Annotated in this window: 24 protein-coding genes and 1 rRNA gene; 5 read left to right on the forward strand and 20 right to left on the reverse strand. The window is 45.4% G+C overall.

Features of this window, described 5'->3' with window-relative positions:
- The 8 genes from DPF91_RS19910 to dusA all read right to left on the reverse strand — a co-directional run.
- A 16S ribosomal RNA gene (locus DPF91_RS19910) occupies positions 1-243 on the reverse strand; the annotation flags it as partial.
- Positions 244-894: 651 nt separating this feature from the next.
- Positions 895-1,674: a phosphoadenylyl-sulfate reductase gene (locus tag DPF91_RS19920; RefSeq protein WP_117236193.1), complete on the reverse strand. Its 780-nt coding sequence runs from the start codon at positions 1,672-1,674 to the stop codon at positions 895-897.
- Entirely contained in the window at positions 1,667-3,400 is a 1,734-nt protein-coding gene (gene cysI / locus DPF91_RS19925) for an assimilatory sulfite reductase (NADPH) hemoprotein subunit (RefSeq protein ID WP_117236194.1), read from the reverse strand. The genes DPF91_RS19920 and cysI overlap by 8 nt, the downstream gene beginning before the upstream one ends.
- Positions 3,400-5,277, reverse strand: coding sequence for an assimilatory sulfite reductase (NADPH) flavoprotein subunit (locus tag DPF91_RS19930; RefSeq protein WP_206355587.1), 1,878 nt, complete (start codon positions 5,275-5,277; stop codon positions 3,400-3,402). Before DPF91_RS19930 ends, cysI begins: the two co-directional genes overlap by 1 nt.
- A gap of 89 nt (positions 5,278-5,366) precedes the next feature.
- Positions 5,367-5,594 (reverse strand): hypothetical protein, encoded by a 228-nt coding sequence (locus tag DPF91_RS19935; RefSeq protein ID WP_117236196.1) that lies wholly within the window; start codon positions 5,592-5,594, stop codon positions 5,367-5,369.
- Positions 5,595-5,741: 147 nt separating this feature from the next.
- Positions 5,742-6,449 carry a TIGR04219 family outer membrane beta-barrel protein gene (locus tag DPF91_RS19940; RefSeq protein ID WP_117236197.1) on the reverse strand — a complete coding sequence of 236 codons (708 nt, stop codon included), beginning with the start codon at positions 6,447-6,449 and terminating at the stop codon, positions 5,742-5,744.
- Between the two features lie 140 nt (positions 6,450-6,589).
- Positions 6,590-6,805 (reverse strand): envelope stress response protein PspG, encoded by a 216-nt coding sequence (pspG, locus tag DPF91_RS19945; RefSeq protein ID WP_117236198.1) that lies wholly within the window; start codon positions 6,803-6,805, stop codon positions 6,590-6,592.
- A 194-nt stretch (positions 6,806-6,999) separates the two neighbouring features.
- Positions 7,000-7,971 (reverse strand): tRNA dihydrouridine(20/20a) synthase DusA, encoded by a 972-nt coding sequence (gene dusA / locus DPF91_RS19950; protein ID WP_117236199.1) that lies wholly within the window; start codon positions 7,969-7,971, stop codon positions 7,000-7,002.
- A gap of 256 nt (positions 7,972-8,227) precedes the next feature.
- Between dusA and zur the strand changes: the two genes are divergently transcribed.
- Together zur and DPF91_RS19960 are read left to right on the forward strand one after the other, a co-directional pair.
- On the forward strand, positions 8,228-8,665 hold the full coding sequence (gene zur, locus DPF91_RS19955) for a zinc uptake transcriptional repressor Zur (protein WP_117236200.1): 438 nt from the start codon (positions 8,228-8,230) through the stop codon (positions 8,663-8,665).
- 27 nt (positions 8,666-8,692) lie between these two features.
- Positions 8,693-9,154, forward strand: coding sequence for a chemotaxis protein CheX (locus DPF91_RS19960; protein WP_117236201.1), 462 nt, complete (start codon positions 8,693-8,695; stop codon positions 9,152-9,154).
- A gap of 282 nt (positions 9,155-9,436) precedes the next feature.
- Here the strand turns inward: DPF91_RS19960 and pgi are convergent, their stop codons facing one another.
- Positions 9,437-11,089, reverse strand: a complete 1,653-nt coding sequence (gene pgi / locus DPF91_RS19965; RefSeq protein WP_117236202.1) for a glucose-6-phosphate isomerase — start codon at positions 11,087-11,089, stop codon at positions 9,437-9,439.
- Between the two features lie 366 nt (positions 11,090-11,455).
- Here pgi and DPF91_RS19970 point away from each other — a divergent pair, with 366 nt between their 5' ends.
- The gene (locus tag DPF91_RS19970) at positions 11,456-11,881 is read left to right on the forward strand and encodes a secondary thiamine-phosphate synthase enzyme YjbQ (RefSeq protein WP_117236203.1); all 426 of its coding nucleotides are present in this window, start codon (positions 11,456-11,458) and stop codon (positions 11,879-11,881) included.
- Between the two features lie 106 nt (positions 11,882-11,987).
- On the opposite strand, the gene DPF91_RS19975 is transcribed toward DPF91_RS19970, so the two are convergent.
- The 3 genes from DPF91_RS19975 to DPF91_RS19985 are packed head-to-tail and all read right to left on the reverse strand — an operon-like array spanning position 11,988 to position 15,696.
- Positions 11,988-13,205 (reverse strand): BamA/TamA family outer membrane protein, encoded by a 1,218-nt coding sequence (locus tag DPF91_RS19975; protein WP_117236204.1) that lies wholly within the window; start codon positions 13,203-13,205, stop codon positions 11,988-11,990.
- Positions 13,189-14,280, reverse strand: a complete 1,092-nt coding sequence (alr, locus tag DPF91_RS19980; RefSeq protein WP_117236205.1) for an alanine racemase — start codon at positions 14,278-14,280, stop codon at positions 13,189-13,191. Before alr ends, DPF91_RS19975 begins: the two co-directional genes overlap by 17 nt.
- A gap of 15 nt (positions 14,281-14,295) precedes the next feature.
- Complete coding sequence (locus tag DPF91_RS19985) at positions 14,296-15,696, reverse strand: replicative DNA helicase (protein WP_117236206.1); 1,401 nt, start codon at positions 15,694-15,696, stop codon at positions 14,296-14,298.
- Positions 15,697-15,879: 183 nt separating this feature from the next.
- Between DPF91_RS19985 and DPF91_RS19990 the strand changes: the two genes are divergently transcribed.
- The gene (locus DPF91_RS19990) at positions 15,880-16,653 is read left to right on the forward strand and encodes a DUF481 domain-containing protein (protein ID WP_117236207.1); all 774 of its coding nucleotides are present in this window, start codon (positions 15,880-15,882) and stop codon (positions 16,651-16,653) included.
- A gap of 84 nt (positions 16,654-16,737) precedes the next feature.
- On the opposite strand, the gene rplI is transcribed toward DPF91_RS19990, so the two are convergent.
- The 6 genes from rplI to rnr all read right to left on the reverse strand — a co-directional run bounded on the left by rplI (position 16,738) and on the right by rnr (position 21,644).
- Positions 16,738-17,190, reverse strand: coding sequence for a 50S ribosomal protein L9 (gene rplI / locus DPF91_RS19995; protein ID WP_117236208.1), 453 nt, complete (start codon positions 17,188-17,190; stop codon positions 16,738-16,740).
- 32 nt (positions 17,191-17,222) lie between these two features.
- Positions 17,223-17,450, reverse strand: a complete 228-nt coding sequence (rpsR, locus tag DPF91_RS20000) for a 30S ribosomal protein S18 (protein ID WP_000090471.1) — start codon at positions 17,448-17,450, stop codon at positions 17,223-17,225.
- A 15-nt stretch (positions 17,451-17,465) separates the two neighbouring features.
- Positions 17,466-17,768: a primosomal replication protein N gene (priB, locus tag DPF91_RS20005; protein ID WP_117236209.1), complete on the reverse strand. Its 303-nt coding sequence runs from the start codon at positions 17,766-17,768 to the stop codon at positions 17,466-17,468.
- Positions 17,769-17,776: 8 nt separating this feature from the next.
- Entirely contained in the window at positions 17,777-18,166 is a 390-nt protein-coding gene (rpsF, locus tag DPF91_RS20010; RefSeq protein ID WP_117236210.1) for a 30S ribosomal protein S6, read from the reverse strand.
- Positions 18,167-18,424: 258 nt separating this feature from the next.
- Positions 18,425-19,162 carry a 23S rRNA (guanosine(2251)-2'-O)-methyltransferase RlmB gene (gene rlmB / locus DPF91_RS20015; RefSeq protein ID WP_117236211.1) on the reverse strand — a complete coding sequence of 246 codons (738 nt, stop codon included), beginning with the start codon at positions 19,160-19,162 and terminating at the stop codon, positions 18,425-18,427.
- Between the two features lie 16 nt (positions 19,163-19,178).
- A complete protein-coding gene (gene rnr, locus DPF91_RS20020; protein ID WP_117236212.1) occupies positions 19,179-21,644 on the reverse strand; it encodes a ribonuclease R in 2,466 nt (821 codons plus the stop codon).
- A gap of 237 nt (positions 21,645-21,881) precedes the next feature.
- Here rnr and DPF91_RS20025 point away from each other — a divergent pair, with 237 nt between their 5' ends.
- A complete protein-coding gene (locus tag DPF91_RS20025) occupies positions 21,882-23,282 on the forward strand; it encodes an amidohydrolase (RefSeq protein ID WP_117236213.1) in 1,401 nt (466 codons plus the stop codon).
- A 146-nt stretch (positions 23,283-23,428) separates the two neighbouring features.
- On the opposite strand, the gene motX is transcribed toward DPF91_RS20025, so the two are convergent.
- Together motX and DPF91_RS20035 are read right to left on the reverse strand one after the other, a co-directional pair.
- Complete coding sequence (gene motX, locus DPF91_RS20030) at positions 23,429-24,064, reverse strand: flagellar protein MotX (protein ID WP_117236214.1); 636 nt, start codon at positions 24,062-24,064, stop codon at positions 23,429-23,431.
- Positions 24,065-24,276: 212 nt separating this feature from the next.
- Positions 24,277-25,593: an adenylosuccinate synthase gene (locus DPF91_RS20035; protein ID WP_117236215.1), complete on the reverse strand. Its 1,317-nt coding sequence runs from the start codon at positions 25,591-25,593 to the stop codon at positions 24,277-24,279.
- Positions 25,594-25,639: the final 46 nt, after the last annotated feature.

Consider the following 25,639-nt stretch of genomic DNA (forward strand, 5'->3'; position numbering starts at 1 on the left):
GCTAATCTTGACGCGAGAGGCCCGAAGGTCCCCCTCTTTGGCCCGAAGGCATTATGCGGTATTAGCCATCGTTTCCAATGGTTATCCCCCACATCAAGGCATATTCCCAGGCATTACTCACCCGTCCGCCGCTCGACGCCGTTAACGTTCCCCGAAGGTTCAGATAACTCGTTTCCGCTCGACTTGCATGTGTTAGGCCTGCCGCCAGCGTTCAATCTGAGCCATGATCAAACTCTTCAATTTAAGATTTTGTCGGCTCAATGAATACTGATTTAAGTTTCTAGTGACTAGAAGCTAGTTCCTAGAGACTTTGAATTGACTGTGCCGATAATAAATTATCGATTGGTCACTCAGTTCATTGAAAACCATTTTGATACCGAAGTATCTGTTTGCCTTTGCTTATAAAAGCGAAAACAAACTTAGTGATTATCATCAACGAGTGCCCACACAGATTGATAGGTTTAAATTGTTAAAGAACATTCCTTCTAACAAGAAGGGCCTTTCGGCTTGCTTTGTGATGTAACTCTCAAAGCGGATGTGCATTCTAGCGTTTTGAACTTCAGTGTCAAACACTTTTAAGAAGTTTTTTTGAATTTCTTTTCAATTCGAAACTCAATGCCAGATTGTCTTGCTCATCTTACTGACTATTCGATAAAGCCTTGTGGGCTCTGCCGTGTCAGTGGATGCGCATTATAGAGATCGCCGTCACATTGGCAAGCCCTTTTTTGAAAAAAAATGGAAAAAGTGGCATTTAATTCAATTTAACTTTGAAAGCCTTATTTATCCCACTTTGCCCCCCTATTAAAGAACAACTTACTCACAGAGTTATTCACATTAGAACAAAAAAGCAGCACAACTGCTGCTTTTCACTGTTCACGGTGAAAACTTTAAAGACTATATACCTGAACCGTAGTTCTCGACGTTGTCATCTTCATGTAGTCCACACTCACGCTTAAGCCCAAAAAAGCGCGTTTCTTCTTCCGTCATTCCAGGTTCCCACTTCTTAGTGGTATGTGTATCACCGACAGTTAGGTAACCTTCATCCCATAGAGGGTGATATGGCAGGTTTCTTTCCTCCAGGTAGTAGTGGACATCTTTATTAGTCCAATCTATTACCGGTAGGAATTTGAATACGCCGTTTTGCACCGAAAGAATGGGTAATGTTGCTCGTGAGTTTGATTGCTCACGCCTTAGGCCTGAGAACCAGATGGATACATCAAGATCATCTAAGGCTCTACGCATCGGCTCAACCTTATTTATCTTATTGTACTTATCTATTCCCTCTAGCCCCTGCTCCCACAGTTTTCCGAAGCGAGCTTCTTGCCATGCTGCAGATTGATGAGAACGGTAAACTTTTAGGTTCAAACTCAATCTTTCAGTGAGAGTGTCAATAAAATCGTATGTCTCTTTAAATAGATATCCGGTATCCGTCAAAATAACAGGCATGTCTGGAGAGACTTTTGTCACCAGATCTAGCATCACGGCAGACTGAATACCAAAGCTACTCGATACCGCCGCTTTACCTTCTAGGTTTTTAAGAGCCCACTCTATACGTTGAATTGGAGTTAACGCTTCTAGCTCAGCATTGACCTCTGCAAGACGGAGTATTTGTTCCGTCTTGGTCAGTTTGACTAGTTCCGCTAACTTCAAGCTTGAAGTCGCTGAATCATGCATGAAAATCCCTCTTAGATACTTTCACTTCAGAGATGATGCCAGCACGGATAGTGAAGTCACCAAACCCTTCATTAGTTTCTCTTTCTTTAGACCAACGCCCCACCAAACTATCGATTTCTTCTAGGATTTGCTGCTCTGTAATATTCTCTCTATACATCTTAGGCACACGCGTACCTGCTTGGTTACCGCCTAAATGTAGGTTGTATCGACCTGGTGCTTTACCAACGAGGCCAATCTCAGCCAACATTGCACGGCCACAGCCATTAGGGCAGCCCGTTACACGTAAGATAATGTTTTCTTCTTTATCTAAACCATGCTTATCAAGGATACCCTCAACATGTGTAACAAACTCTGGTAAGAAACGCTCTGCTTCCGCCATCGCCAGCGGACAGGTTGGAAACGCCACACATGCCATTGAGTTTTTACGCTGCTCACTAACTGTGTCGTCCATCAAGCCATGTTCACGAGCGATCTTTTCAATTTTGGCTTTTTGACTCTTAGCTACACCAGCAATAATCAGGTTTTGGTTTGCAGTCATGCGGAAATCACCTTTGTGGATCTTCGCAATCTCAGCCACACCGGTTTTTAGTGGCTTACCTGGATAATCAAGTAGACGACCATTCTCTATAAACAATGCAAGGTGATGTTTACCATCGATTCCTTCCACCCAACCAATACGGTCACCGCGATCGGTAAATTCATAAGGACGGCTCTCTTCAAACTGAATGCCCGCTCGTTTTTCAACTTCAGCTTTAAAGACGTCACTACCAACACGATCTAGTGTGTATTTGGTTTTGGCATTTTTACGATTTGAACGGTTACCCCAATCACGTTGAGTCGTCACAACCGCAGCGGCTACATCAAGTGTCTTTTCTAAAGGTACAAATCCAAAATCATCAGCACGACGTGGGTAGGTCGAAGTATCACCGTGCGTCATTGCAAGACCACCACCGACGAGCACATTGAAACCCACCAGCTTGCCATCTTGTGCAATGGCAACAAAGTTAAGGTCGTTTGCATGCACATCGACATCATTCTGTGGAGGAATTACCACGGTTGTTTTGAACTTACGAGGAAGATAGTTACTGCCCAAGATTGGTTCTTCATCTTGGGTATCTTCTACTTTCTCGCCGTCCAACCAAATCTCTGCGTATGCACGGGTCTTTGGAAGTAGGTGTTCACTGATCTTCTTCGCCCACTCATACGCTTCTTGATGTAGTTCAGATTCTACTGGGTTGGTCGTACACAACACATTGCGGTTTACGTCACCCGCTGTCGCAATTGAATCAATACCAATACTGTTAAGCGTTTGGTGCATTAGCTTGATATTGGGCTTTAATACACCATGGAACTGGAAAGTCTGGCGAGTGGTTAAACGAATACTTCCATACAGAGTGTGGTCCGTTGCAAACTTATCAATCGCCAGCCATTGCTCTGGCTTAATGATCCCACCAGGCATACGAGCACGTAACATCACGTTATGAAGTGGCTCAAGCTTTTGCTTAGCTCGCTCATTACGAATATCTCGATCATCTTGTTGGTACATTCCGTGAAAGCGAATGAGCTGGAAGTTATCCGCCGTAAATCCGCCAGTAATGCGATCTTGCAGATCGTTCTCGATTGTTCCACGAAGGAAGTTACTTTCTCTTTTAAGGCGTTCGTTATCTGCTAATGGGCCCAATACCTGCCCTAATACTTCTTGTTGTGCGATATCTTGCTTGCTCATTAGTACACATCCCTTTGGTAACGCTTCGCTTTACGTAGATCGTTGATATATTCTTCTGCTTGTTCTCTTGATAAGTTGCCTTGTTGTGATGCAACCGTGATCAGAGCTTCATGCACATCTTTGGCCATTCGCGTGGCATCACCACATACATAGATATAAGCCCCTTCTTGCAACCACCCCCAAAGCTGTTGTGCTTGCTCTAAGATTCGATGCTGTACATAGACTTTTTCATGCTGGTCGCGGCTAAACGCGACATCAAGTTGGGTCAACAGCCCCGATTTAAGATACTTTTGCCACTCGACTTGGTACAAGAAATCTTGCGTAAAGGTACGGTCACCGAAGAACAACCAGTTCTTACCTTCAGCATCGCGGTTGTCACGCTCTTGAATAAAGCTACGGAACGGTGCGATACCTGTACCTGGTCCAATCATAATCACTGGCACATCATCACTTTCAGGGAGTTTGAAGTTATTGTTGTTCTCAACAAATACCTTCACTTCACCGCCTTCTTCAAGGCGATGGGCTAAGAAGCTTGAAGCACCGCCAAAGCGTTTTTCGTCACATTTGTCGTATTCAACCAACCCAACCGTTAGATGCACTTCTTCATCCACTTCTGTTTGGCTTGAAGCGATAGAGTACAAACGTGGGGTTAACTTACGAAGTAAGCCGACAAGCTCTTCGGCCGACAATTTGGTTTTCTTCTCTTTCAGTACGTCAATTAACTGAGTATTTCCTGCGTATTCGCGCAGCTTGTCTTTGTCATCAACCAATTTAAGCAGCTTCTTACTGCCTGACAGCTCGGCATACTTAGTTACTAATTGAGGGTTCGACGCAGTAATCTCATACTTACTCACCAAAGCACTGTGGATAGATAAGCTCTCGTCATCGACATCAATACTTTCGACACCTGATAGTCCCACCTGAGCTAGAATCGCATTGACGAGATCGGAACTGTTTTCAAACCAAACCCCAAGCGCATCACCTGGCTGGTAGGTAAGTCCAGATTCTTCTAAGTCGATTTCAATGTGACGTACATCCTTACCTGAATCTCGACCAGTAATCTTTTGACTCGTTAATAGCGTTGCCGTGTATGGGTTTTGCTTGTTGTATTGAGAATGAGCAGCCTGTGCAAGAGGAAGCTGAACTACCTCCGCTTCAATTCCAGAGGAAAGTGCTTCTTTCACTTGTTCAAGTGCTTTTGCTCGCCAAGTTTGAGCCTCGCCTTCATAGTCCACATCACAGTCAATACGATCAATAAACGATGTCGCGCCTTGTTTTGCTAAGAAGGCATCAAAGTCTTTACCTGTCTGACAGAAGAACTCATAGCTAGAATCACCGAGGCCGATAACACCATATTTAAGGTTGGGTAGCTTAGGTGCTTTCTTTGATTGCAAGAACTCATGCAGCTCAATGGCATTGTCTGGTGCCTCACCTTCACCATTGGTCGATGCGACAATAATGACGTGCGTTTCTTTGGCTAGGTTCTTACCTTTGTAATCACTGGCATCAAATAACTCGACAGCGATACCTTCCGCCTTCGCTTCAGCTTCTAATGCTTCCGCCACACCTTTAGCGTTACCGGTTTGAGATGCAAAGATAATCGTCAGTTTTCCAGCCGGCTTTGCTGCAACTGCTGAAGCAGCATTGGCAATAGGAGCAGCTGCAGCTGAAGGTTGGGATTGACTTAAACCCCAAAAGTAGCCACTCACCCAAGCGAGTTGTTGGGGTGATAATTCAGATACGGTTTGTTGAAGTTGACCAAACTGTTGGTCATTGAGTGGAGCCGTCAAGCCAGCTATCCCTGATGGAGCGCTATTCTCTGGCGACGTATTATTTTCTTTCTTCTGTAAAGACATTGTCACGACATCCCTATTCATTGCGTGACGTAAGATTAACCACCTTTACTAATAACAAGAAAGAATAGAAAAGTATGTTTTATAACTTTTTGGAAGAAATATAAGAGGAGTTAAGATTCGATTCGAACCTGACTAAAACCGACTGCCATCGCTGAACGCGATGCGGAATCAAGGTTTTCATAATGGCACTCTTCGCCGTTCGCATCAGTAAGTAATACAAAGCCACCACGAGCATGACGAAACTCAACAATGTATGCATCTTCCTGGGAAGAAGGCTCGATGATCGCTTCTACCAGCTCTCTTTCGCGGTATAAAGCGCGCAGTTCATTAATGGTCATCGTTGCTCCATGCCACTAGACAGCTATTCCATTCTAGCTATAAGCATGGTCCAAAGTGAGCAAAGTGAGAAATGTTGTGAAGGGTTTATAATCAAAAGATATAAAAAAACGCCGCTAATAAAGCGACGTTCTAAAGAACCAAGACGATTAAAAGGTTACATCCGCCCCTAAGAACCAACCATCAGCAAAGATAAACTCTTTCCCTTTAATACCATCTTCTGCTGACGAGATGGCGAAGTCTTCAGACTCAAGATCAATCACTCGGTAGCCGCCACGGAAGTTGACGTCCACTTTGCCCATTGGGACTCGGTACTGCACACCAGCCATCAAGTCGGTACTTTTAATGCCGCTGCTGTCACCAAAGTTCATCTCACCAATGATCTCTAACTCAGTATTTGGGACTTTAATTTCACCATAGCCATACCAAGCCCAAATGAACGAATCGAAATCCGTTCTGGTGTCGTTATTAGCATCTCGATATAGCGTGTTTCCAAGATCACTGAACGTTAGCCCGGCATCAAAATGCAGTAGTTCATGATCCATGAGCTGGTATGATAGAGTCAGGTCATACTTATCAAACGCCATGTAGTCAGCGTCCACCGACGAGTAGCGCACGCGAACGTTCGGTACGTAATCAATATCATTTCTTACTGACAAATAAAAGCTTGGGTTGTCTGAGTCATCACGACGGACTTCGTTTACCTTAGTACTGGTCCACCACATTTCAGCACCTAGAGTGACATCAAAGTTCTTGCTCTCTGACGCGATGCTTTCTGGAGCATCGGTATTTGCGAATGCAGGAATTGCAAATGTGAAAGCAGCAACCGATGCAGTTGCCAATATTTTGAGAGTCATTCAGGCGTGCTCCAAGTTTCTATTAATTAATTCAATAACATCGAAAATAGTAGCACAGACTCTCTTAGCATCTATAGCGATTTCCGTCATTGCAAATTCAAGCTTTCGTTAGGAACGTTCCAACACTAGGGCCTATTCACCTAATAACGACGAGACTGCACCACGTAGTTTTTGAAGAACCAATAACCAACAGCAATCACAATGATCCACGGCAGCAACTTAAATACCATCCCTACCATACCGAGTATAAACATCACGGCAAATGCTAAGAAGGTAGCGCCAATCACAGTCACCATAGTAAAACCCGTAACAAGTAACGTCGCTGCAAATACAAGAATAAATATCAGCTCAAACATGGCTTAACCCCTTAAAGTCATATCGATTATTTGTTCTATTGCAGCAACCAAGCCAACTATGAAGAATTAACATAAGATCATGTTTTATAATAGAAATAAAAAAGAGCACTTAATCTAAGCGCTCTTCCTTATTACATGGTGTGGTATATATCGCCAAATAGGTGTAAAAAATACACCCTGGCTTACTAAGCTGGTTATTCTGTCGGGATCTTCTTTAATGCCGCTTCGACTACTTCAATACCTGCGCCTTTCTTATGCGCATTTTCACTGATATGACGACGCCATTGACGGCCACCTGGTTGAGCATGGAACAGCCCAAGCATATGGCGCGTGATATGACCAAGGTTCGCCCCTTTTGCCATTTCACGTTCAATGTATGGATACATCAGTTCAACCGCTTCATGACGAGATAATACTGGCGTTTGCTTGTCGAAGATTTGCTGATCTACCTGAGCCAAGATATATGGGTTGTGGTAAGCCTCGCGACCAATCATCACGCCATCAAGATGTTGAAGATGTTCTTTTGTTTCTTCAAGCGTGGTGATACCACCATTAACACCAATGTTTAGGTGTGAGAAATCTCTCTTAATGTGATAGGCGCGTGTGTAGTCTAGAGGTGGGATCTCGCGATTCTCTTTCGGGCTCAAGCCACTTAACCAAGCTTTACGAGCATGGATAGTAAACTGCTCACAGCCGCCTTTTTCTGAGACAACAGTGATGAAGTTAGTTAGGAACTCATAAGAATCTTGCTCGTCGATACCAATACGTGTCTTCACTGTCACCGGGATATCAACCACGTCTTTCATCGAAGCGACGCAATCTGCCACCAGCTCTGGTTCTGCCATTAAGCATGCTCCGAAGCGACCATTTTGCACTCGGTCTGACGGACAACCAACGTTAAGGTTGATCTCATCGTAACCACGCTCTTGAGCCAGCTTGGCACATTCTGCTAGCTCTTTAGCATTTGAGCCACCCAACTGCAGTGCTAGTGGGTGCTCTTCTTCACTATAAGCAAGAAAATCGCCTTTACCATGCAGAATTGCGCCTGTGGTCACCATCTCGGTGTAAAGAAGCGTCTCTTTAGACAGCAAACGGTGAAAGTAACGACAATGACGGTCAGTCCAATCGAGCATCGGGGCGACTGATAAGCGGTTAGCTGAGTACATATAAATTAACCTATATAATTTCAACGCCTTAGCTTATTCCGTGCATTGTGGCATTTGAGAGTCTAAATGAATTCGTTTGAGGACATACGCTAAACATAGCTTCAGCCCTATTTTGAGACAGGGATTATACATATCTGCTCGACCAGCGACAAACGTGATGGTACTGAGAAAAATGCTAATATTGAGATATTGTAAAAGCGTACAAAATTAGAACATGATATATTATTACGATCGTCACAAAATGATGGTATAACGATTGGAACAGTTAACGACCGGGCAGATCGAGAAAATCTGTCAGGCTCGAGGAGTTCGACTTACTCCTCAGCGTAGAAAAGTATTTGAACTCATTTGCGAAAGCAAAAAAGCATCCAGCGCTTATGAGTTACTAGAAAAGCTAAAAGTAGACGAGCCTCAAGCAAAGCCACCAACAGTGTATCGAGCGCTTGATTTCCTGCTTGAGCAGGGCTTTATTCATCGAGTTGAGTCAACCAACAGTTTTATCTCTTGTTGTGCGTGCAGTGACCACAAACACTTTTCCCAGCTATTGGTTTGTGATCAGTGTGGCAGCGTGATAGAACTCCAAGACGATAACTTAATAGCTTTATTAACTAAAAATGCACAAAAGCAGGGCTTTCAACTGACAAATCATGTCATCGAATCTCACGGTACCTGCGAAGTTTGTTTATCGAAGTGATAACTCACGATTTAAGAAAGAAGTATTATGCGAGCTGAATTTGTAAACCCGTTTTTAGCCTCTCTAATGAACGTACTAAAAACGATGGCTTCTATGGAATTGAAGCCTCAAAAACCACGTATTAAGAAAGATGAAATCGCACGTGGCGATGTATCTGGCCTAATCGGTATGGTTGGCCCACAGACTCGTGGCTCAATGTCGATCACTTTCGATGAAGCTCTTGCACTGCAAATCATGGAAAACATGCTGGGCGAACGTCCAAACGGTGTAAACGAAGAAGTGACTGACATGGTGGGTGAAATTACCAACATGGTAACTGGCGGTGCAAAACGCATTCTTGCAGAAAGCGGCTTCGACTTTGATATGGCAACACCTGTTGTGGTTTCCGGTAAGGGCCATACCATTCGTCACAAGTGTGAAGGTGCGATCATCATCATGCCATTCAACTCTGAATGGGGAAATGCTTTCATCGAGATTTGTTTCGAGTAAAAGCTAGAGAGCTAGAGAGCTAGAGAGCTAGAGAGCTAGAGAGCTAGAGAGCTAGAGAGCTAGAGAGCTAGAGAGCTAGAACTTTGAAGGGTTGACGATGTTCGTCAACCCTTTTTTATAGCTGTCATCCTCAAGAGGGAAGAATGACCGAGTTGGGGATCTTCAAACACTCACGCTAAGATCTCTTACTACGCTCCTTCGTCGCTATAGGTGATGACAAATATGAAAAAACGCCAGCATCAATGATGCTGGCGTTTTGCTATAACTTGGCTTCTGACTAACTTACGCTTTGAACGCTTTAAATGCGTTAATTAGACCGTTAGTCGAGCTGTCGTGAGAGTTGATTTCCGACTCGTCTGCTAGCTCAGGTAGGATTTGGTTTGCTAGTTGTTTACCTAGCTCAACACCCCACTGGTCGAAACTGAAGATGTTCCAGATAACGCCTTGTACGAAGATCTTGTGCTCGTACATTGCGATTAGGTTACCTAGAGAACGAGGAGTGATCTCTTTTACTAGGATTGAGTTAGTTGGGCGGTTACCTTCGAATACCTTGAATGGTACTAGTTCAGCCACTTCTTCTTCCGTTTTACCTGCCGCTAGGAACTCTGCCTTCACCGCCTCTGCTGACTTACCGAATGCTAGTGCTTCAGTTTGAGCGAAGAAGTTAGACATCAGCTTCTGGTGGTGATCGCCAGTTGGATTATGGCTTACTGCTGGAGCAATGAAGTCAGAAGGGATTAGCTTAGTACCTTGGTGGATAAGCTGGTAGAACGCATGCTGACCGTTAGTACCTGGTTCACCCCAGATGATTGGGCCAGTTTGGTAATCTACTGCGCTACCGTTACGGTCAACGAATTTACCGTTTGATTCCATGTTACCTTGCTGGAAGTATGCCGCAAAACGATGCATGTACTGGTCGTAAGGTAGGATAGCTTCAGACTCAGCGCCGTGAAAGTTGTTGTACCAAATACCGATTAGAGCCAGGATTACTGGGATATTGCTTTCAAGCTCTGTTGACTTGAAGTGGTTATCCATCTCGTGAGCGCCCGTTAGAAGCTCAACGAAGTTGTCGTAGCCAACACCTAGGATGATCGACAGACCGATTGCAGACCATAGAGAGTAGCGACCGCCAACCCAATCCCAGAATTCGAACATGTTTTCTGTGTCGATACCAAACTCAGAAACCGCGCCAGCGTTAGTAGAAAGTGCTGCGAAGTGCTTAGCAACGTGTGCTTCATCACCAGCAGAAGCTAGGAACCAATCACGTGCAGAGTGTGCGTTGGTCATTGTTTCTTGCGTTGTAAACGTCTTAGAAGCCACTAGGAATAATGTGGTTTCTGGGTCTACCTTCTTCAGAGTTTCCGCGATGTGAGTACCATCAACGTTAGAAACAAAGTGCATGTTTAGACGCGTTTTGTATGGTGCAAGCGCTTCAGTCACCATGTAAGGACCTAGGTCTGAACCACCGATACCGATGTTTACAACGTCAGTGATTTCTTTACCTGTGTAACCTTTCCACTCACCGCCAATCACGCGCTCAGAGAAGCCTTTCATCTTTTCTAGAACAGCATTAACAGCTGGCATTACGTCTTCACCTTTAACAGTGATTGGTGTGTTGCTGCGGTTACGTAGTGCTACGTGTAGAACAGAACGACCTTCAGTTTGGTTGATCGCATCACCGTTGAACATCGCTTCAATCGCTGCTTTAAGCTCAGTTTCGTTAGCTAGAGCGAACAGGTGCTTCAATGTTTCTTCATTGATAAGGTTCTTTGAGTAATCCACAAGCATCTCTTCACCGAAGCGAGTAGAGAACTTGTCAAAACGTGCTGCATCTTGAGCAAATAGCGCTTTCAGATCCATATCTTGTGCAGATTCAAAATGCGCAGTTAGCGCTTTCCAAGCTTGTGTTTGCGTTGGATTGATGTTTTTCAACATGGTGTCTATCCCATTAGTTCTTTTAGGTTTTAATTCCATCAGCACCGCCTAACGGCCGATTAGAATTCCCAATTTTAGCAAAACAGTTTGACGAGTCAGTGTAATTTTTTGTATCAACTGATAAGCCTAGAGGTATATCGCTGACTCTAAGAGCCCAGTGCGCTAAGTCACTAAACTTCGTAATATTTTTTCATCGTTAATCATTTGAGCGGTGTACATTATCGCCAATGTCACTTGCACTCACTTTGAGGTAGGTCACGTTAAGCAAAGTACTTTTCACTGCATAGCGTTATCTGTGTCACGATGAATGCCAATAAAGATAGCGACAAAGCCTCACTATTTCCAACACATTTCAAGGTATACACCATGTGGTTTCAGAAGCAATTCCAACTCTCAGCCCAAAAACGTGGTTTTCATCTCGTCACTGATGAAATTGAACAACATATTTCAGAAATTCATTCCCTATCTGTAGGCTTGGTTACCCTGTTCATTCAGCACACCTCAGCAAGCCTAACGTTGAATGAAAATGCAGACCCAACAGTCCGGCAAGATATGGAATCTCACTTTAATCAATTTGTACCTGAACGCGCCGCTTATTATCGCCACACCTATGAGGGCGACGACGACATGCCAGCACATATCAAATCGTCTTTGCTCGGTAGCAGCGTGACCATACCGATTACTAATGGGCGATTAGCACTGGGGACCTGGCAAGGAATTTACCTCGGCGAGCACCGTGACTATGGAGGCTCTCGTACCATCATCGCGACAATTCAAGGTGAACACGGATAACTAGATGACTATTCATACCAGACAGTTCATACCAAGTAGATAATAGCCACATACCTATAGTAAAAAGCCGCTCATCGAGCGGCTTCAAGCATAAAAGGATTGATATTTAGAACGGCTGATTGATCATGACTCTAAATAAACCTTCTTCTTCCCCGCGGGATATCTCTGTACGAACAACAATACCTTCAACCTGAAAACGTACTGCACCACCGATACTCCATTTCATATCCGTGTGTAATGTCTTGATGTCGTACTCTTCTGCGACACGTCCTACGTCAGCAAACACAACCCACTGCCACCAAGGTAGATCGTAATAATTGATAATTGGGATATCATCGAGTGGTTGCCAATCGGGAAGCACGCGATACTCTGCCGAATAATGGATCGCCGAGCGTCCGTGATATCGACCTCCGGTATAGCTACGCAGTCGGTAGAGGCCTCCTAAACGAACTTGTTCATGCTCTGGCGGACGAGCCCTATCTGATGTATAGCTTGCATTCCACGTTGGGGTGTCAGCCGTGTAAAAATCAAAAGCTAACACTTGCTTATCAAATATATTGCCCAGCGAGCCGATGTCAAAGTAGTGGCTGTTTTGGAACTCCAATTTCAACCATGGCTCCAGCGTGCCTAAGGTTTCAGAGCCGAACGTCAAATCGAATCGGGTGTGAGAACCTGTAGTTGGGTTTCGTGAATTATCACGATTGTCCCAATCAAATGCGATCTCTAAACCCGTCGTTTGTTTGCGTTCGTCGTCAATATCGAGATCTCGCGAAGAATAGAACGGGGTAAAGCTGATAGAGCTCACACCGGAGTCAACCGGAGAGGCAAAACTCACATCGCGATTCGCTTGAAACGCACCTAATAGGCCATTGTCCCTAACCGAGCCCCATGGAAGAAGATAGCGGAAAGTGGCTTCGTATCGATTTTCTAAGCCATTGGTGACGGTGCCTTGGAATAGCGGATCAGAGTCATTATTGCCTTGGTCACCAAGATAATAAGGATTCTCGTTGAATTGAGCCTGATAAAGCTGAGAGCTTACTAACCAATTGTCGGAAACGGCATAGTTTAAGGCAGATAGGAAGCCAACATAGCTATCTTTATCTGTGTACAACCCCATACCGAAGAGGACAGCCTGTGGTTGCCCTACCCCTTTCATTACACCTGCAACACCAAATGAATTGCCTAGTGTTTCAGTGCTGAAATAAAAAGGGACAAAAGCAGAATCTTTTGGCTCTCGGGGTTCTTTCTGCTCTTCCGCATATGACGGTAAACAGAGAGTTGAACAAAGTGTTGCTGCCAGTAACGACTTATACAGGCTTTTCATTAATTCGATATTCCATTTCGACACGTGAAGTTAGCTTTGTCACTAGCTCATAAGCGATAGTACCAATATGTGCAGCAACCTCTTCACTCGGGAGTTCCTCTCCCCAAAGAATAGCTTCATCGCCGACTTTATCTAGCGCACTCGGCCCAAGGTCAACGGTCAACATATCCATCGAAACTCGACCAGAGATCGGTACTCGACGACCATTAACGAGAACAGGAGTGCCATTTGGTGCAGTTCTAGGGTACCCATCACCATAACCAATAGCGATAACACCGACCTTAGTATCTCGCTCGCTGGTCCAGATTCCACCGTAACCAACACTCTCGCCAGCTTTAACTTCACGAACAGCAATCAAATGGGATTTGAGTGTCATTACGGGCTTGAAGCCAAGTTGTTGCGCGGTTTTATCACCAAATGGTGACACGCCATACATGATGATGCCAGGTCTCACCCAATCGAGTTGGCTTTCAGGCCAAGCCAGGCAACCAGCAGATGCAGCAAGGGAGCGCTCCCCCTCACAACCTTCAGTCAAAGATAAAAAGCATTGCGTTTGCTCAGCGCTCACTACGCTATCGAGTTCATCAGCGCTCGCAAAATGACTCATATAACGCAATGGTTTAGCAACATTAGGACAGGCCTGTAGACGCGCAACCACGTCTTGAAACTGTTCAGGACGAACGCCTAAACGGTGCATACCACTATCGAGTTTTACCCAAACAACCACAGGAACTTCCAGCTCCGCTTGCTCAAGGGCTTGGAGTTGCTCCTCACAGTGCACCACAGTTTGGATATTATTGGTGATAAGTACCGGAAGATCGCCAGCCGAGTAAAAACCTTCAAGTAGCAGAATAGGCTTTACTATGCCTGATGCACGAAGCTGTAATGCTTCTTCAATACGTGCCACACCAAAGCTGTCAGCCCCATCTGCATTTTTGGCAATATGACGCAACCCATGGCCGTAACCATTGGCTTTCACCACAGCCATCACCTTACTCTTTGGGGCTTGGTGACGAATCTGTTTTAGGTTGAATCTGAGTGCATCCAGATCGATCGCTGCCGTAGCAGCCTTCATATAACTCATCCTTGGTTACTCATCGTCATAATCGAAAGCAGGACCTGCATAATCATCAAAGCGAGACCATTGACCTTGGAAGGTCAGACGCACTGAACCGATAGGGCCGTTACGCTGCTTACCAAGAATGATTTCAGCCGTGCCTTTGTATTGGCTATCTGGGTTATAAACCTCATCACGGTAGATAAACATGATCAAATCGGCATCCTGCTCGATAGAGCCTGATTCACGAAGATCCGAGTTCACAGGGCGTTTATCCGCACGTTGCTCTAGGGAACGGTTAAGCTGAGATAGTGCGACAACCGGAACGTTTAGCTCTTTTGCTAGCGCTTTAAGCGAGCGTGAAATTTCGGCGATTTCCAAAGTACGGTTATCCGATAGAGCAGGAACACGCATTAACTGAAGGTAATCGACCATGATCATCGACAGACCACCATGCTCACGTGCAATACGACGCGCGCGAGAGCGAACTTCGGTTGGTGTTAGACCCGAGCTGTCATCGATGTACATGTTCTTCTTCTGCATCATCATCCCCATTGTCGAGGAGATACGAGCCCAATCTTCGTCATCTAGCTGACCAGTACGGATCTTAGTTTGGTCGACACGAGAAAGGGACGCCAGCATACGCATCATGATCTGTTCTGCAGGCATCTCTAGAGAGAAGATAAGTACAGGCTTTTCTTGCACCATCGCTGCGTTTTCACATAAGTTCATCGCAAAGGTGGTTTTACCCATCGATGGACGTGCGGCGACGATTACTAGGTCAGAACCTTGCAGACCCGCAGTCTTCTTATTGAGGTCAACAAATCCCGTGTCCACACCCGTCACACCATCTTGTGGTGACTTATACAGCTCTTCGATACGCTCTAACGTTTTCTCAAGAATAGAATCAACGTTTTGCGGACCTTCATTTTCATTGGTGCGCGCCTCCGCGATCGCAAAAACCTTGCTCTCTGCAAAGTCGAGCAGCTCTTCTGCATCGCGACCTTGTGGATCATAACCCGCATCGGCAATCTCATTCGCAACGCCAATCAGGCTGCGAACCTGAGAGCGCTGCGCAACAATTTCAGCGTAGGCATTAATGTTTGCTGCACTTGGTGTGTTCTTCGCCAGGTCAGCCAAGTAAGCAAAGCCACCCACATCATCGAGTTGTTCTTTTTGCTCAAGTGCTTCGGATAAGGTGATCAGATCCACCGGCTTGCTTTCTTCAAACAAGGTTTGAGCAGATTCAAAAATAAGGCGATGAGGTCGGCTATAGAAGTCTGACGGTACCACGATCTCTGCCACTGTATCCCAACGCTCATTATCAAGCATTAGGCCACCGATCACCGACTGTTCGGCTTCGATAGAATGTGGAGGAACTTTAATTGCGTCGACTTGAGAGTCTCGTTTGTTTGTCTGCGGTACGCCTGCCATGACTTCACTCGATAGATTTGTGCACTAGAACCGCCCATTATAACGAAGATATAAGGATTGTAATTAACTGATTCATTTTGGCTGCCTATCTCTTTATACTCATGAACTTTTGACGATTGGCTGACGTATTTTCGATTTGTTTGCCTACAATTAGGTCAGTCTAAATTCATTGATGAGGGTGATGTGTCGAATAAGTGGTTTCTAGGTATTTGGTTTTTCGGATGCCACCTCGCATACGCTGAACAAGCAAGCGAAGACAATACGACGCAAACGGAAATTGAAGTACCCTCTCCTCTTAAAACAGAGGTGGAATTCGGCTATCAGGCGCACTCCGGCAACTCTGATTCTAAGTCGATGAACTCACGACTCGGTGGTGAGTATATAGCTGGTCGTCACCGTACAACAGGTGAGTGGAAATACTACCTGCTGTATAAAGATGGTGAAGAAGACAAACGTCAATCTACCTACGCAATGCAGAGTGACTACAAGTTAGGCACTCAGACCTACCTGTATGGTAGCTTTCAAGGTATCGATTCCCGCTACGGCGCATACTTCAAGGATTACACTTTATCTGGTGGTCTTGGTTATCAGTTTTTCAATACTGATGACTTGGTACTAGAGGTGGAAGTCGGTCCGGGTTTTCGTTATCAAGAACCCAATCTCGATGAAATCGATGATGATGACTTGATCTTCCCAGAAATTGTTGAGGAAGGCATTTTTCGTGGACACATTAATGCACGCTGGCAAATGTTGAAGAACCTTGCCTTTGAGGGGGATTTAACGGTTATCTCTGGTCACAGCAATACAAGAACGGATACCGATGTGAGTGTGGTGAACAACATCACCGAAGATATTGCCCTGCGTGTCTCTCATACTCGAACCTACCATAACCGAGTTCCTGAAGGGCTGAGCAATGACGACACAATTTTCTCCGTCAACCTACTGTTCAAGTTCTAAAGAGTGATTGCTTCAGACATAAAAAAACACCCGCCGAGGCGGGTGTTTAAATTAGTCACGAATCAAATTCGTTTCTAAACTGAATTACTCAGCAGCAACTACTTCTAGGTTCACAGTAGCGAAAACTTCAGAGTGAAGTTGAACGCTGATCTCGAACTCACCAGTGTTACGTAGAGCGCCTTCAGGAAGACGAACTTCGCTCTTAGCTACTTCAACGCCTGCCGCAGTGATTGCGTCAGCGATGTCACGAGTACCGATAGAACCGAATAGTTTACCTTCGTCACCAGCTTTTGATGCGATAACAACAGCTTCTAGAGCGTTTACTTTCTCAGCACGAGCTTCAGCAGCAGTTAGTTGCTCAGCAACTTTTGCTTCTAGTTCAGCACGACGAGCTTCGAACATTTCAACGTTAGCTTTAGTTGCCATTACTGCCTTATTTTGAGGAATAAGGAAGTTACGAGCGTAACCAGATTTAACGTTAACAGTATCGCCAAGACCACCTAGGTTACCGATTTTATCAAGTAGAATAACTTGCATTGTTTAATCCTCTTTCTTAATAAAACGACCGATTACTGATGCTTATCAGTGTACGGTAGTAGAGCTAGGTAACGAGCACGCTTGATAGCGCGAGCTAGTTGACGCTGGTATTTAGCGCTTGTACCAGTGATACGGCTAGGTACGATTTTACCAGCTTCAGTGATGTAGTTTTTAAGAGTTGCTACGTCTTTGTAATCAATCTCTTGTACGCCTTCTGCAGTGAAACGGCAGAATTTACGACGACGGAAGAAACGAGCCATGGGCTATCTCCTGATCTAAATTTTGATGATGTTGTCGGCATGTAACACTAATTTTCCCAAGCCATTTCGGCCGGTTTGATAAGCAACAAAGCCGCTTACCTTAATGTGACTGCCTATAACTAATTCTTGAGTTAATTCTTTTGACCTTAGCCCACTAACAACAACCGGCATTCGACAATAAACTTGTCGCGGAAGGTTAGCTTCAACCACTGTAGAGCGATGTTCTAGCCAAAATCGGCAATGCTCAACACCCGCAGGGCTTTGGCTTCGAATCGGATCTTTTGCGACGGTGCCGCTAAGCTCCATTCGATTGGTCATAAGGGTTATTACTCAGCAGCTGCTTCTGGCTTAGCTTCTGAACGCTCTTCACGACGAGGAGCACGCTCTGCACGCTCTTCTTTTTGCTTAAGCATGATAGATTGCTCAGTGATAGCCGCTTTCTTACGCATGATCATGTTACGTAGAACTGCATCGTTGAAACGGAAAGCAGTTTCTAGTTCATCGATTACAGCTTGGTCAGCTTCAACGTTCATTAGAACGTAGTGAGCTTTGTGAAGCTTGTTGATTGGGTAAGCCATTTGACGACGACCCCAGTCTTCTAGACGGTGTACAGTACCGCCAGCTTCAGTGATTGAACCAGTGTAACGCTCGATCATGCCAGCAACTTGCTCGCTTTGATCAGGGTGCACCATGAATACGATTTCGTAATGACGCATGTGTTGCTCCTTACGGATTACTAGCTTCCACGTTTGGCCCGGTCGTCCAGAGGAAGCAAGGAACTAAAGATAAATGACCGAGTTTTAAGGACGGCAAATATTATAGAAGTCGACGGGTATTAGCAAGCGGAATTTGGTGAATAATGAAACAGTTTTTAGGAAGGAAGTTCCTGGAAGGAGTGGTTCCTAGTTCCTAGAGGTTCGACGCTCTAAAAACTAGGAACTAGTAACTAGTAACTAGTAACTTGGTACTAGGAACTAAAGATTTCGCTGGCGCACAGCTTCAAACAGACAAATACCGGATGCTACCGATACGTTAAGGCTCGAAACACTACCTGCCATTGGAATCTTAATTAAGTCATCACAGGTTTCACGCGTTAGACGGCGCATACCATCACCCTCGGCCCCCATAACAATCGCTAGTGGACCCGTGAGCTTGGCATTGAATACGTCATGAGTTGCCTCACCCGCAGTACCCACAAACCATACACCTTGTTCTTGCAACGCACGCATCGTACGAGCAAGGTTAGTTACACGTACAAGTGGTACCGTTTCAGCAGCACCCACAGCAACCTTGCTTACTGTCGCAGTCAGTGGAGCGGATCTGTCTTTAGGTACAATAACCGCAGCTACACCCGCTGCATCCGCATTACGCAGGCAAGCACCTAGGTTATGCGGGTCAGTGACACCATCAAGCACGAGCAATAACGGCTGTTCATGCTGGGCTAGAATTGCATCAAGGTCATGCTCATTGAGTTGCTTAGCCGGCTTTACCTTTACGATAATGCCTTGGTGGTTCGCACCCTTCGCTTTGTCATCAAGTACTTTACGACCCATCTGTTGAATCGAAACACCGCATTGCTGCAGTTCATTCAGCACTGGCATTAATCGCTCATCTTGGCGACCTTTTAGTACATAAGCTTCGATGAAGCGTGCTGGATCATTTGCCAGCACAGCCTTCACCGCGTGGATGCCGTAGATAAATTCGTTACTCATTTAATCTGTTCCGCGTTTATTTCTTATTACGAGCTTTATGCTTCTTCGCTCGTGCTTTGGCTTTGCGGGCTTTCTCCGCAGCTGATGTCTTGCGTTTCTTGTTACCAGAACCTGCCTCATCACAGCTTCCATCTGGACGCTTAGTTGGCTCTACCATAGGTGTTGCCTTGCCCGCATTACGGCTTTTCACTGCTGCGCGTTTTTTGCCTTGCGCTTTCTTCTTCGCGTCAGCTGCACGCTTCTTCGCCGTTTTTCCTTTGCCGCGTAGCTTACGGCTTGTCTCGGCAATTTCAAAGTCAATTTGTCGACTATCTAAACTAACAGATAGTACTTTGACTTTAACAGCATCACCCAAGCGATAAATCGCACCGGAGCTCTCACCTACCATACGCTGACCAATTGGATCGAACTGATAATAATCATTACCCAAAGAGGACACATGCACTAAGCCGTCAATGTGCAGTTCGGATAATCGAACAAAGAAACCAAAGCCAGTCACATTCGCGATCACACCGTCGAGTACTTCACCTACGTGGTCTTGCATGTACTCACACTTCAACCAATCAGCCACTTCACGGGTTGCATCATCGGCGCGACGCTCTGTCATCGAACATTGTTCACCATAGACATCCATATCATCGAATGAATAATGGTAACCACCAGTTGGTGTCCAACGGTCTTTGTTACGACCTTCTTGCTTAGCAATGAGGTATTTAATCGCGCGGTGCAGTAGCAAATCAGGGTAACGACGAATAGGGGATGTGAAATGGGAATAACGTTTCAGTGCCAAACCGAAGTGACCTACATTATCCGCGTTGTATACCGCTTGCTTCATTGAACGCAGCAGCATGGTTTGAATCAGCTCTTTATCCGCACGTTCGCCAATTTGATGCATGAGGTCAGCATAATCCGTTGGTGATGGCTCTAATCCCCCATTAAGAGACAAACCTAGTTCACCAAGAAAATCTTTAAAGCTTTGCAGGCGCATCTCACCCGGAGACTCGTGAATTCGGAACAACGAAGGCTCTTTGAGTTTTTCCACCAGCGATGCTGATGCGATGTTTGCCAAAATCATACACTCTTCGATGATCTTATGGGCATCATTACGAATCACAGGCTCAATGCTGTCGATCTTACGCTCCGCATTGAAGATAAACTTGGTTTCTACGGTTTCAAACTCAATCGCACCGCGCTGATCACGTGCGGTTTTCAGCACCTTGTACATTTTGTGCAGCTCTTCAAGATGCGGTACAACTGCTCCGTAGCGAAGACGAAGTTCCGCATCGCCATCTAGGATCGCTCCTACCTTGTTATAGGTTAGGCGAGCATGTGAATTCATCACCGCTTCATAGTGCTTGTAACCCGACAATTTGCCGCTTGCAGAAATAGTCATCTCACAAACCATACACAGGCGATCAACCTGTGGGTTTAGTGAACAGAGACCATTTGAAAGTACCTCTGGTAACATTGGTACCACTTGGCTTGGGAAATAGACCGAGTTACCACGGTTAATGGCTTCTTTGTCTAGCGCTGTGTCCGGGCGCACGTAGTAACTTACATCGGCAATGGCTACCCATAGACGCCAACCGCCACTTTTTTTCGCTTCACAGAACACGGCGTCATCGAAATCTCGCGCGTCTTCACCATCAATAGTGACTAGTGGCAAATCACGCAGATCCACACGCCCCTCTTTTGCTTCCTCAGGAACGTGTTCACCTAGGTTCTCTAACTGTTTAAGAACTTCGTTTGGCCATTCATTTGGAATCTGATGGGTACGGATAGCGATTTGCGTCTCCATACCTGGGTCATTGCTCTCACCGAGAACCTCAACCACCTTACCGGTCATGCCACGCGATCGACTACCACGATCAGTAACTTCAATCACTACCACATTACCCATACGAGCAGCTAAGCGTTGATCATTTGGAATGAGAATATCTTGGCTAATACGTGAATCATCAGGCACTACATAACAATAGCCTTGCTCTAGGAAGAATCGACCAACAATCTGCGTTTTACGCTCTTCTAGTACACGAACAAGACGTCCCTCTCTACGGCCGCGTTTACTATTATCTGTTGGCTGAGCTAATACGTAGTCACCATGAATGATGGTGCGCATCTGATGGTGTGGTAGCAAGATATCGTCATCTTTGCCTAAGCTGCCTTCTGGGCGAACCCAACCATGACCATCTTTATGGCCAATCACATAGCCCTTAACCAGCTCTAACTTTTCTGGAAGAGCGTAGCACTGGCGACGAGTAAAGATCAGCTGACCATCTCGTTCCATCGCACGCAGGCGACGACGTAGGCCTTCATACTGCTCTTCACCCGAAAGCTGTAGCGCTTCAAACAAATCATTGCGATTCATTGGCACATTCGCTCCCGTTAAGAATTCAATAATGAACTCTCGGCTAGGAACTGGATTTTCATAATTCTTTGATTCACGTTCCGCGAAGGGATCGTTATTGATAGTCTCTGACATAGGTTGACCTACTTAGAAGAGAGGGGAATTAAAGCTAGTATATCTGAGTAACGAGATAACCTACAGATTTGCTTTAAAAAAGCTGCTCAACCACCCCAGCCAATGCATATCACAACATAAGTTTTCACAACTTCACTTAACTCGAATCAAGATCACTTGCGACGCAGCAAACGTTTGCAATTGATAGAGAAGTCACTATCATTCGCGCTTATAAAACACCATACTTTGAGAGTTATTATGAATATTAAGCAAACGCTATTAGCAGCGACTATCGCTGGCTTAAGCACCTTCTCGCACGCTGCACAAAAAGTTGATCTAATGATCACTGATGCGTTGGTTCTTACCATGAACCAAGAGAAAATTGTGTATGAAAACGGTACGGTTGTTATCGATGACAACAAAATTGTAGCAGTCGGTGATCAAGCGCTTGCTAAACAGTACCAAGCTGAGCAGACGCTTGATGTTGATGGCGATATCGTTATGCCTGGGTTGATCAACACTCACACTCACGTATCGATGACGGTGTTCCGCTCACTTGCCGATGATGTGCCTGATCGCCTGCACCGCTACATCTTCCCTCTTGAAGCGAAACTGGTTTCTCGCGACATGGTTCGTATTGGTGCCAACCTGGGTAACGTTGAGATGGTTAAGGGTGGCGTGACTACTTACGCAGATATGTACTACTTTGAAGACGAAGTGGCGAAAACAGTAGATGAAATCGGTATGCGTGCCGTGCTTGGTGAGACAGTCATTAAGTTCCCAGTAGCCGATGCAGCGAACGCTGAGGAAGGTATCAAGTACGCTCTGAACTTCATTGAAGAGTACAAAGATCACCCTCGTATTACGCCAGCGTTTGCTCCTCATGCACCATATACCAACACAACCGAGATCCTACAGAAAGTTGCAAAACTATCGCTAGAACATGATGTGCCTGTGATGATCCATCTTGCAGAATCACATCGTGAAGAAGAGAAGATCGCAGCACGTGCTGAAGGCATGTCTCCGGTTCAATACATGCACAGCATCGGCGCACTAAACAAAAACCTGGTTGGCGCACACATGATTCTTGTTGATGATGAAGACATCAAGCTAGTGAAAGAGTCTGACATGGGTGTGGCACACAACATGAGTGCGAACATTAAGTCAGCAAAAGGCGTTTCACCAGCGCTGAAAATGTATGACGAAAATGTACGTATCGGCCTTGGTACCGATGGTCCTATGTCAGGCAACACACTCAGCACAATTGATGAGTTCAACCAGGTTGCTAAGGTTCACAAGCTAGTCAACAAAGACCGCGCTGCAATGCCACCAATCAAGGTTATTGATATGGCGACTATGGGTGCTGCAAGAGCACTGCACATGGAAGACAAGATTGGTTCTCTAGAAGCAGGCAAGCTAGCCGATGTCATCGTTGTTGATACTAAGGCGCCGAACATGGTTCCAGTCTACAACCCATACTCTGCATTGGTTTACTCAGCAAACTCTGCAAACGTTAAGCACACGATTGTTGACGGCAAGATCATCATGAAAGATCGCAACATGCTGACAGTCGATGAAGACAAGATCCGTGAAGAGGCGCTAGAATTCACTAAAGTGGTTCGCGAGACTGTCATCGAATCAGGTGAAGTCGTACAGTAATAACACTAAGTAAATGATACTAGATCAGCCGTTTGGGATAGCCCCAAGCGGCTTTTTTGATTTCATGACGGGACATACAATACGAAAAAGCCACATTGATTCACAATGTGGCTTCAGATTTAAGAGTCGTTTGGATTTGGAGAGTGTTACCAGAATGTCTCGCGGCGTTTGGCTCTTGCGATCACATTCTGTGGCATACGATTTTCTAAGCCATTTCGCAATACAGCGATGCGCTGATGTTGGCGTTTATCTGCCGTTACTGAGTTATACAACCAGCGGTAGGCATCTTCATAATCGAGAGGACTACCATAATCACGTAGTAGAAGCTCTGCAAGATGAATACGTGCTTTAAGATTACCCATCGCTGCTGCTTCACGAAGGTATGGGATTGCGCGTTCTTTATCTTGCTGGACTAATGTGCCACGCGAGTAATAACGACCAAGCTGCTCAAGAGCACTAGGTAAGCCTTGGTGAGCTGCATTTTCCATGTAGTAGAGACCAAGCTCTACATCTTGCTCAACACACACCCCCCAAGCCAACATGTCCCCGTAAAGGAACTCATAGGATGGCAAGCTTATGCGCGTTGCTCGAGCAACAATGTCTTCCACCAGCTGACATTGATCCGCTTTGACACGTTCAAGGTGCTGGTTGTTATCAATTAGTTTTATTAGTTCTGCTTCAGTGTAGATAGGTACCGGAGCTCCCACATCCGCTAAGTTAGCTTTCGCTAGGGGAGACATCACCGATATCAGCAATGAAGCAGCCACTGCTTTTATCTTCATACGAATACTCTTAAATCTCGACAAGCTGCATTTATCAGCCTGATAACATTATCGGCAAGCGTAAGGTTATCTTTAGACAATAATTGCCGCTCATGGGCAATATTTTGCCAGATGAAGTATGAAAGATCATCACGTGCAGTGATAGGAATGGAAACAACATACAAAAAAGCCGGCAATAAAGCCGGCTTTTGTAATCTAGATAATGCTACGCATTAAGCTTGGTATGGGTGAACCTTAATGATTGTTTCATTACGGTCAGGGCCCGTTGAGATGATGTCAATTGGCACACCAGTTAGCTCTTCTAGGCGCTTGATGTAGTTTAGAGCCGCTTGAGGCAGTGCATCGATAGTCTTAGCACCGAAAGTCGTCTCAGACCAACCAGGCATTGTTTCGTAGATTGGCGTCGCTTCTTCGAAAGATTCAGCAGCCATTGGAGAAACTTCTAGGATTGAGCCATCAGCCATCTTGTAACCAGTACAGATCTTAATTTCTTCAAGACCGTCTAGTACGTCTAGCTTAGTTAGACACATACCTGTTAGTGAGTTGATTTGGATCGCACGACGCATAGCAACAGCATCGAACCAACCTGTACGACGTAGACGACCGGTTGTTGCACCGAACTCATGACCAACATCACCAAGGTGCTTACCAACAGGGTCTTGCTTGTCTAGGCCATCGTAAAGCTCAGTCGGGAAAGGACCAGAACCAACACGAGTACAGTAAGCCTTAGTAATACCAAGGATGTAACCAATGTGACGAGGACCAAAACCAGAACCTGCAGCAACACCACCAGCAGTCGTGTTAGAAGACGTTACGTATGGGTATGTACCGTGGTCGATATCTAGTAGCGTACCTTGAGCACCTTCGAACATGATCTTGTCGCCACGCTTACGTGCCGCGTCAAGTTCGTCAGTTACGTCCATAACCATAGACGTTAGTAGGTCTGCGAAGCCCATGCATTGCTCAAGAACTTCTTCATAGCTTACTGTTTCAGCTTTGTAGAAATGCTCTAGCTGGAAGTTGTGGAATTCCATTACTTCTTTTAGTTTCGCGGCAAATGCTTCTTTATCGAAAAGGTCACCAACGCGTAGACCGCGACGAGCAACTTTATCTTCATAAGCAGGACCGATACCACGACCTGTTGTACCAATAGCCTTTGCACCGCGCGCGATTTCGCGAGCTTGGTCGATAGCTACGTGGTATGGAAGAATTAGAGGACAAGCTTCAGAAACGAAAAGACGCTCGCGTACTGGGATACCACGATCTTCTAGAGGCTTCATTTCTTTAAGAAGTGCTTCAGGCGAAAGTACAACGCCGTTACCGATAACACATTTAACGTTATCGCGTAGGATGCCTGATGGAATTAAGTGAAGAACGGTTTTTTCACCGTCAATTACAAGTGTGTGACCTGCATTGTGACCGCCTTGGTAGCGAACCACATATTTTGCATCTTCAGTTAAAAGGTCAACAATTTTACCTTTACCTTCGTCACCCCATTGGGTGCCTAGAACGACTACGTTATTTCCCATCTTTCCAGTATCTGTTGCTAGTTAAAAATGGATTCTAGCACCGAAT

Source organism: Vibrio maerlii, assembly GCF_003415655.1.
Lineage (GTDB): Bacteria > Pseudomonadota > Gammaproteobacteria > Enterobacterales > Vibrionaceae > Vibrio > Vibrio maerlii.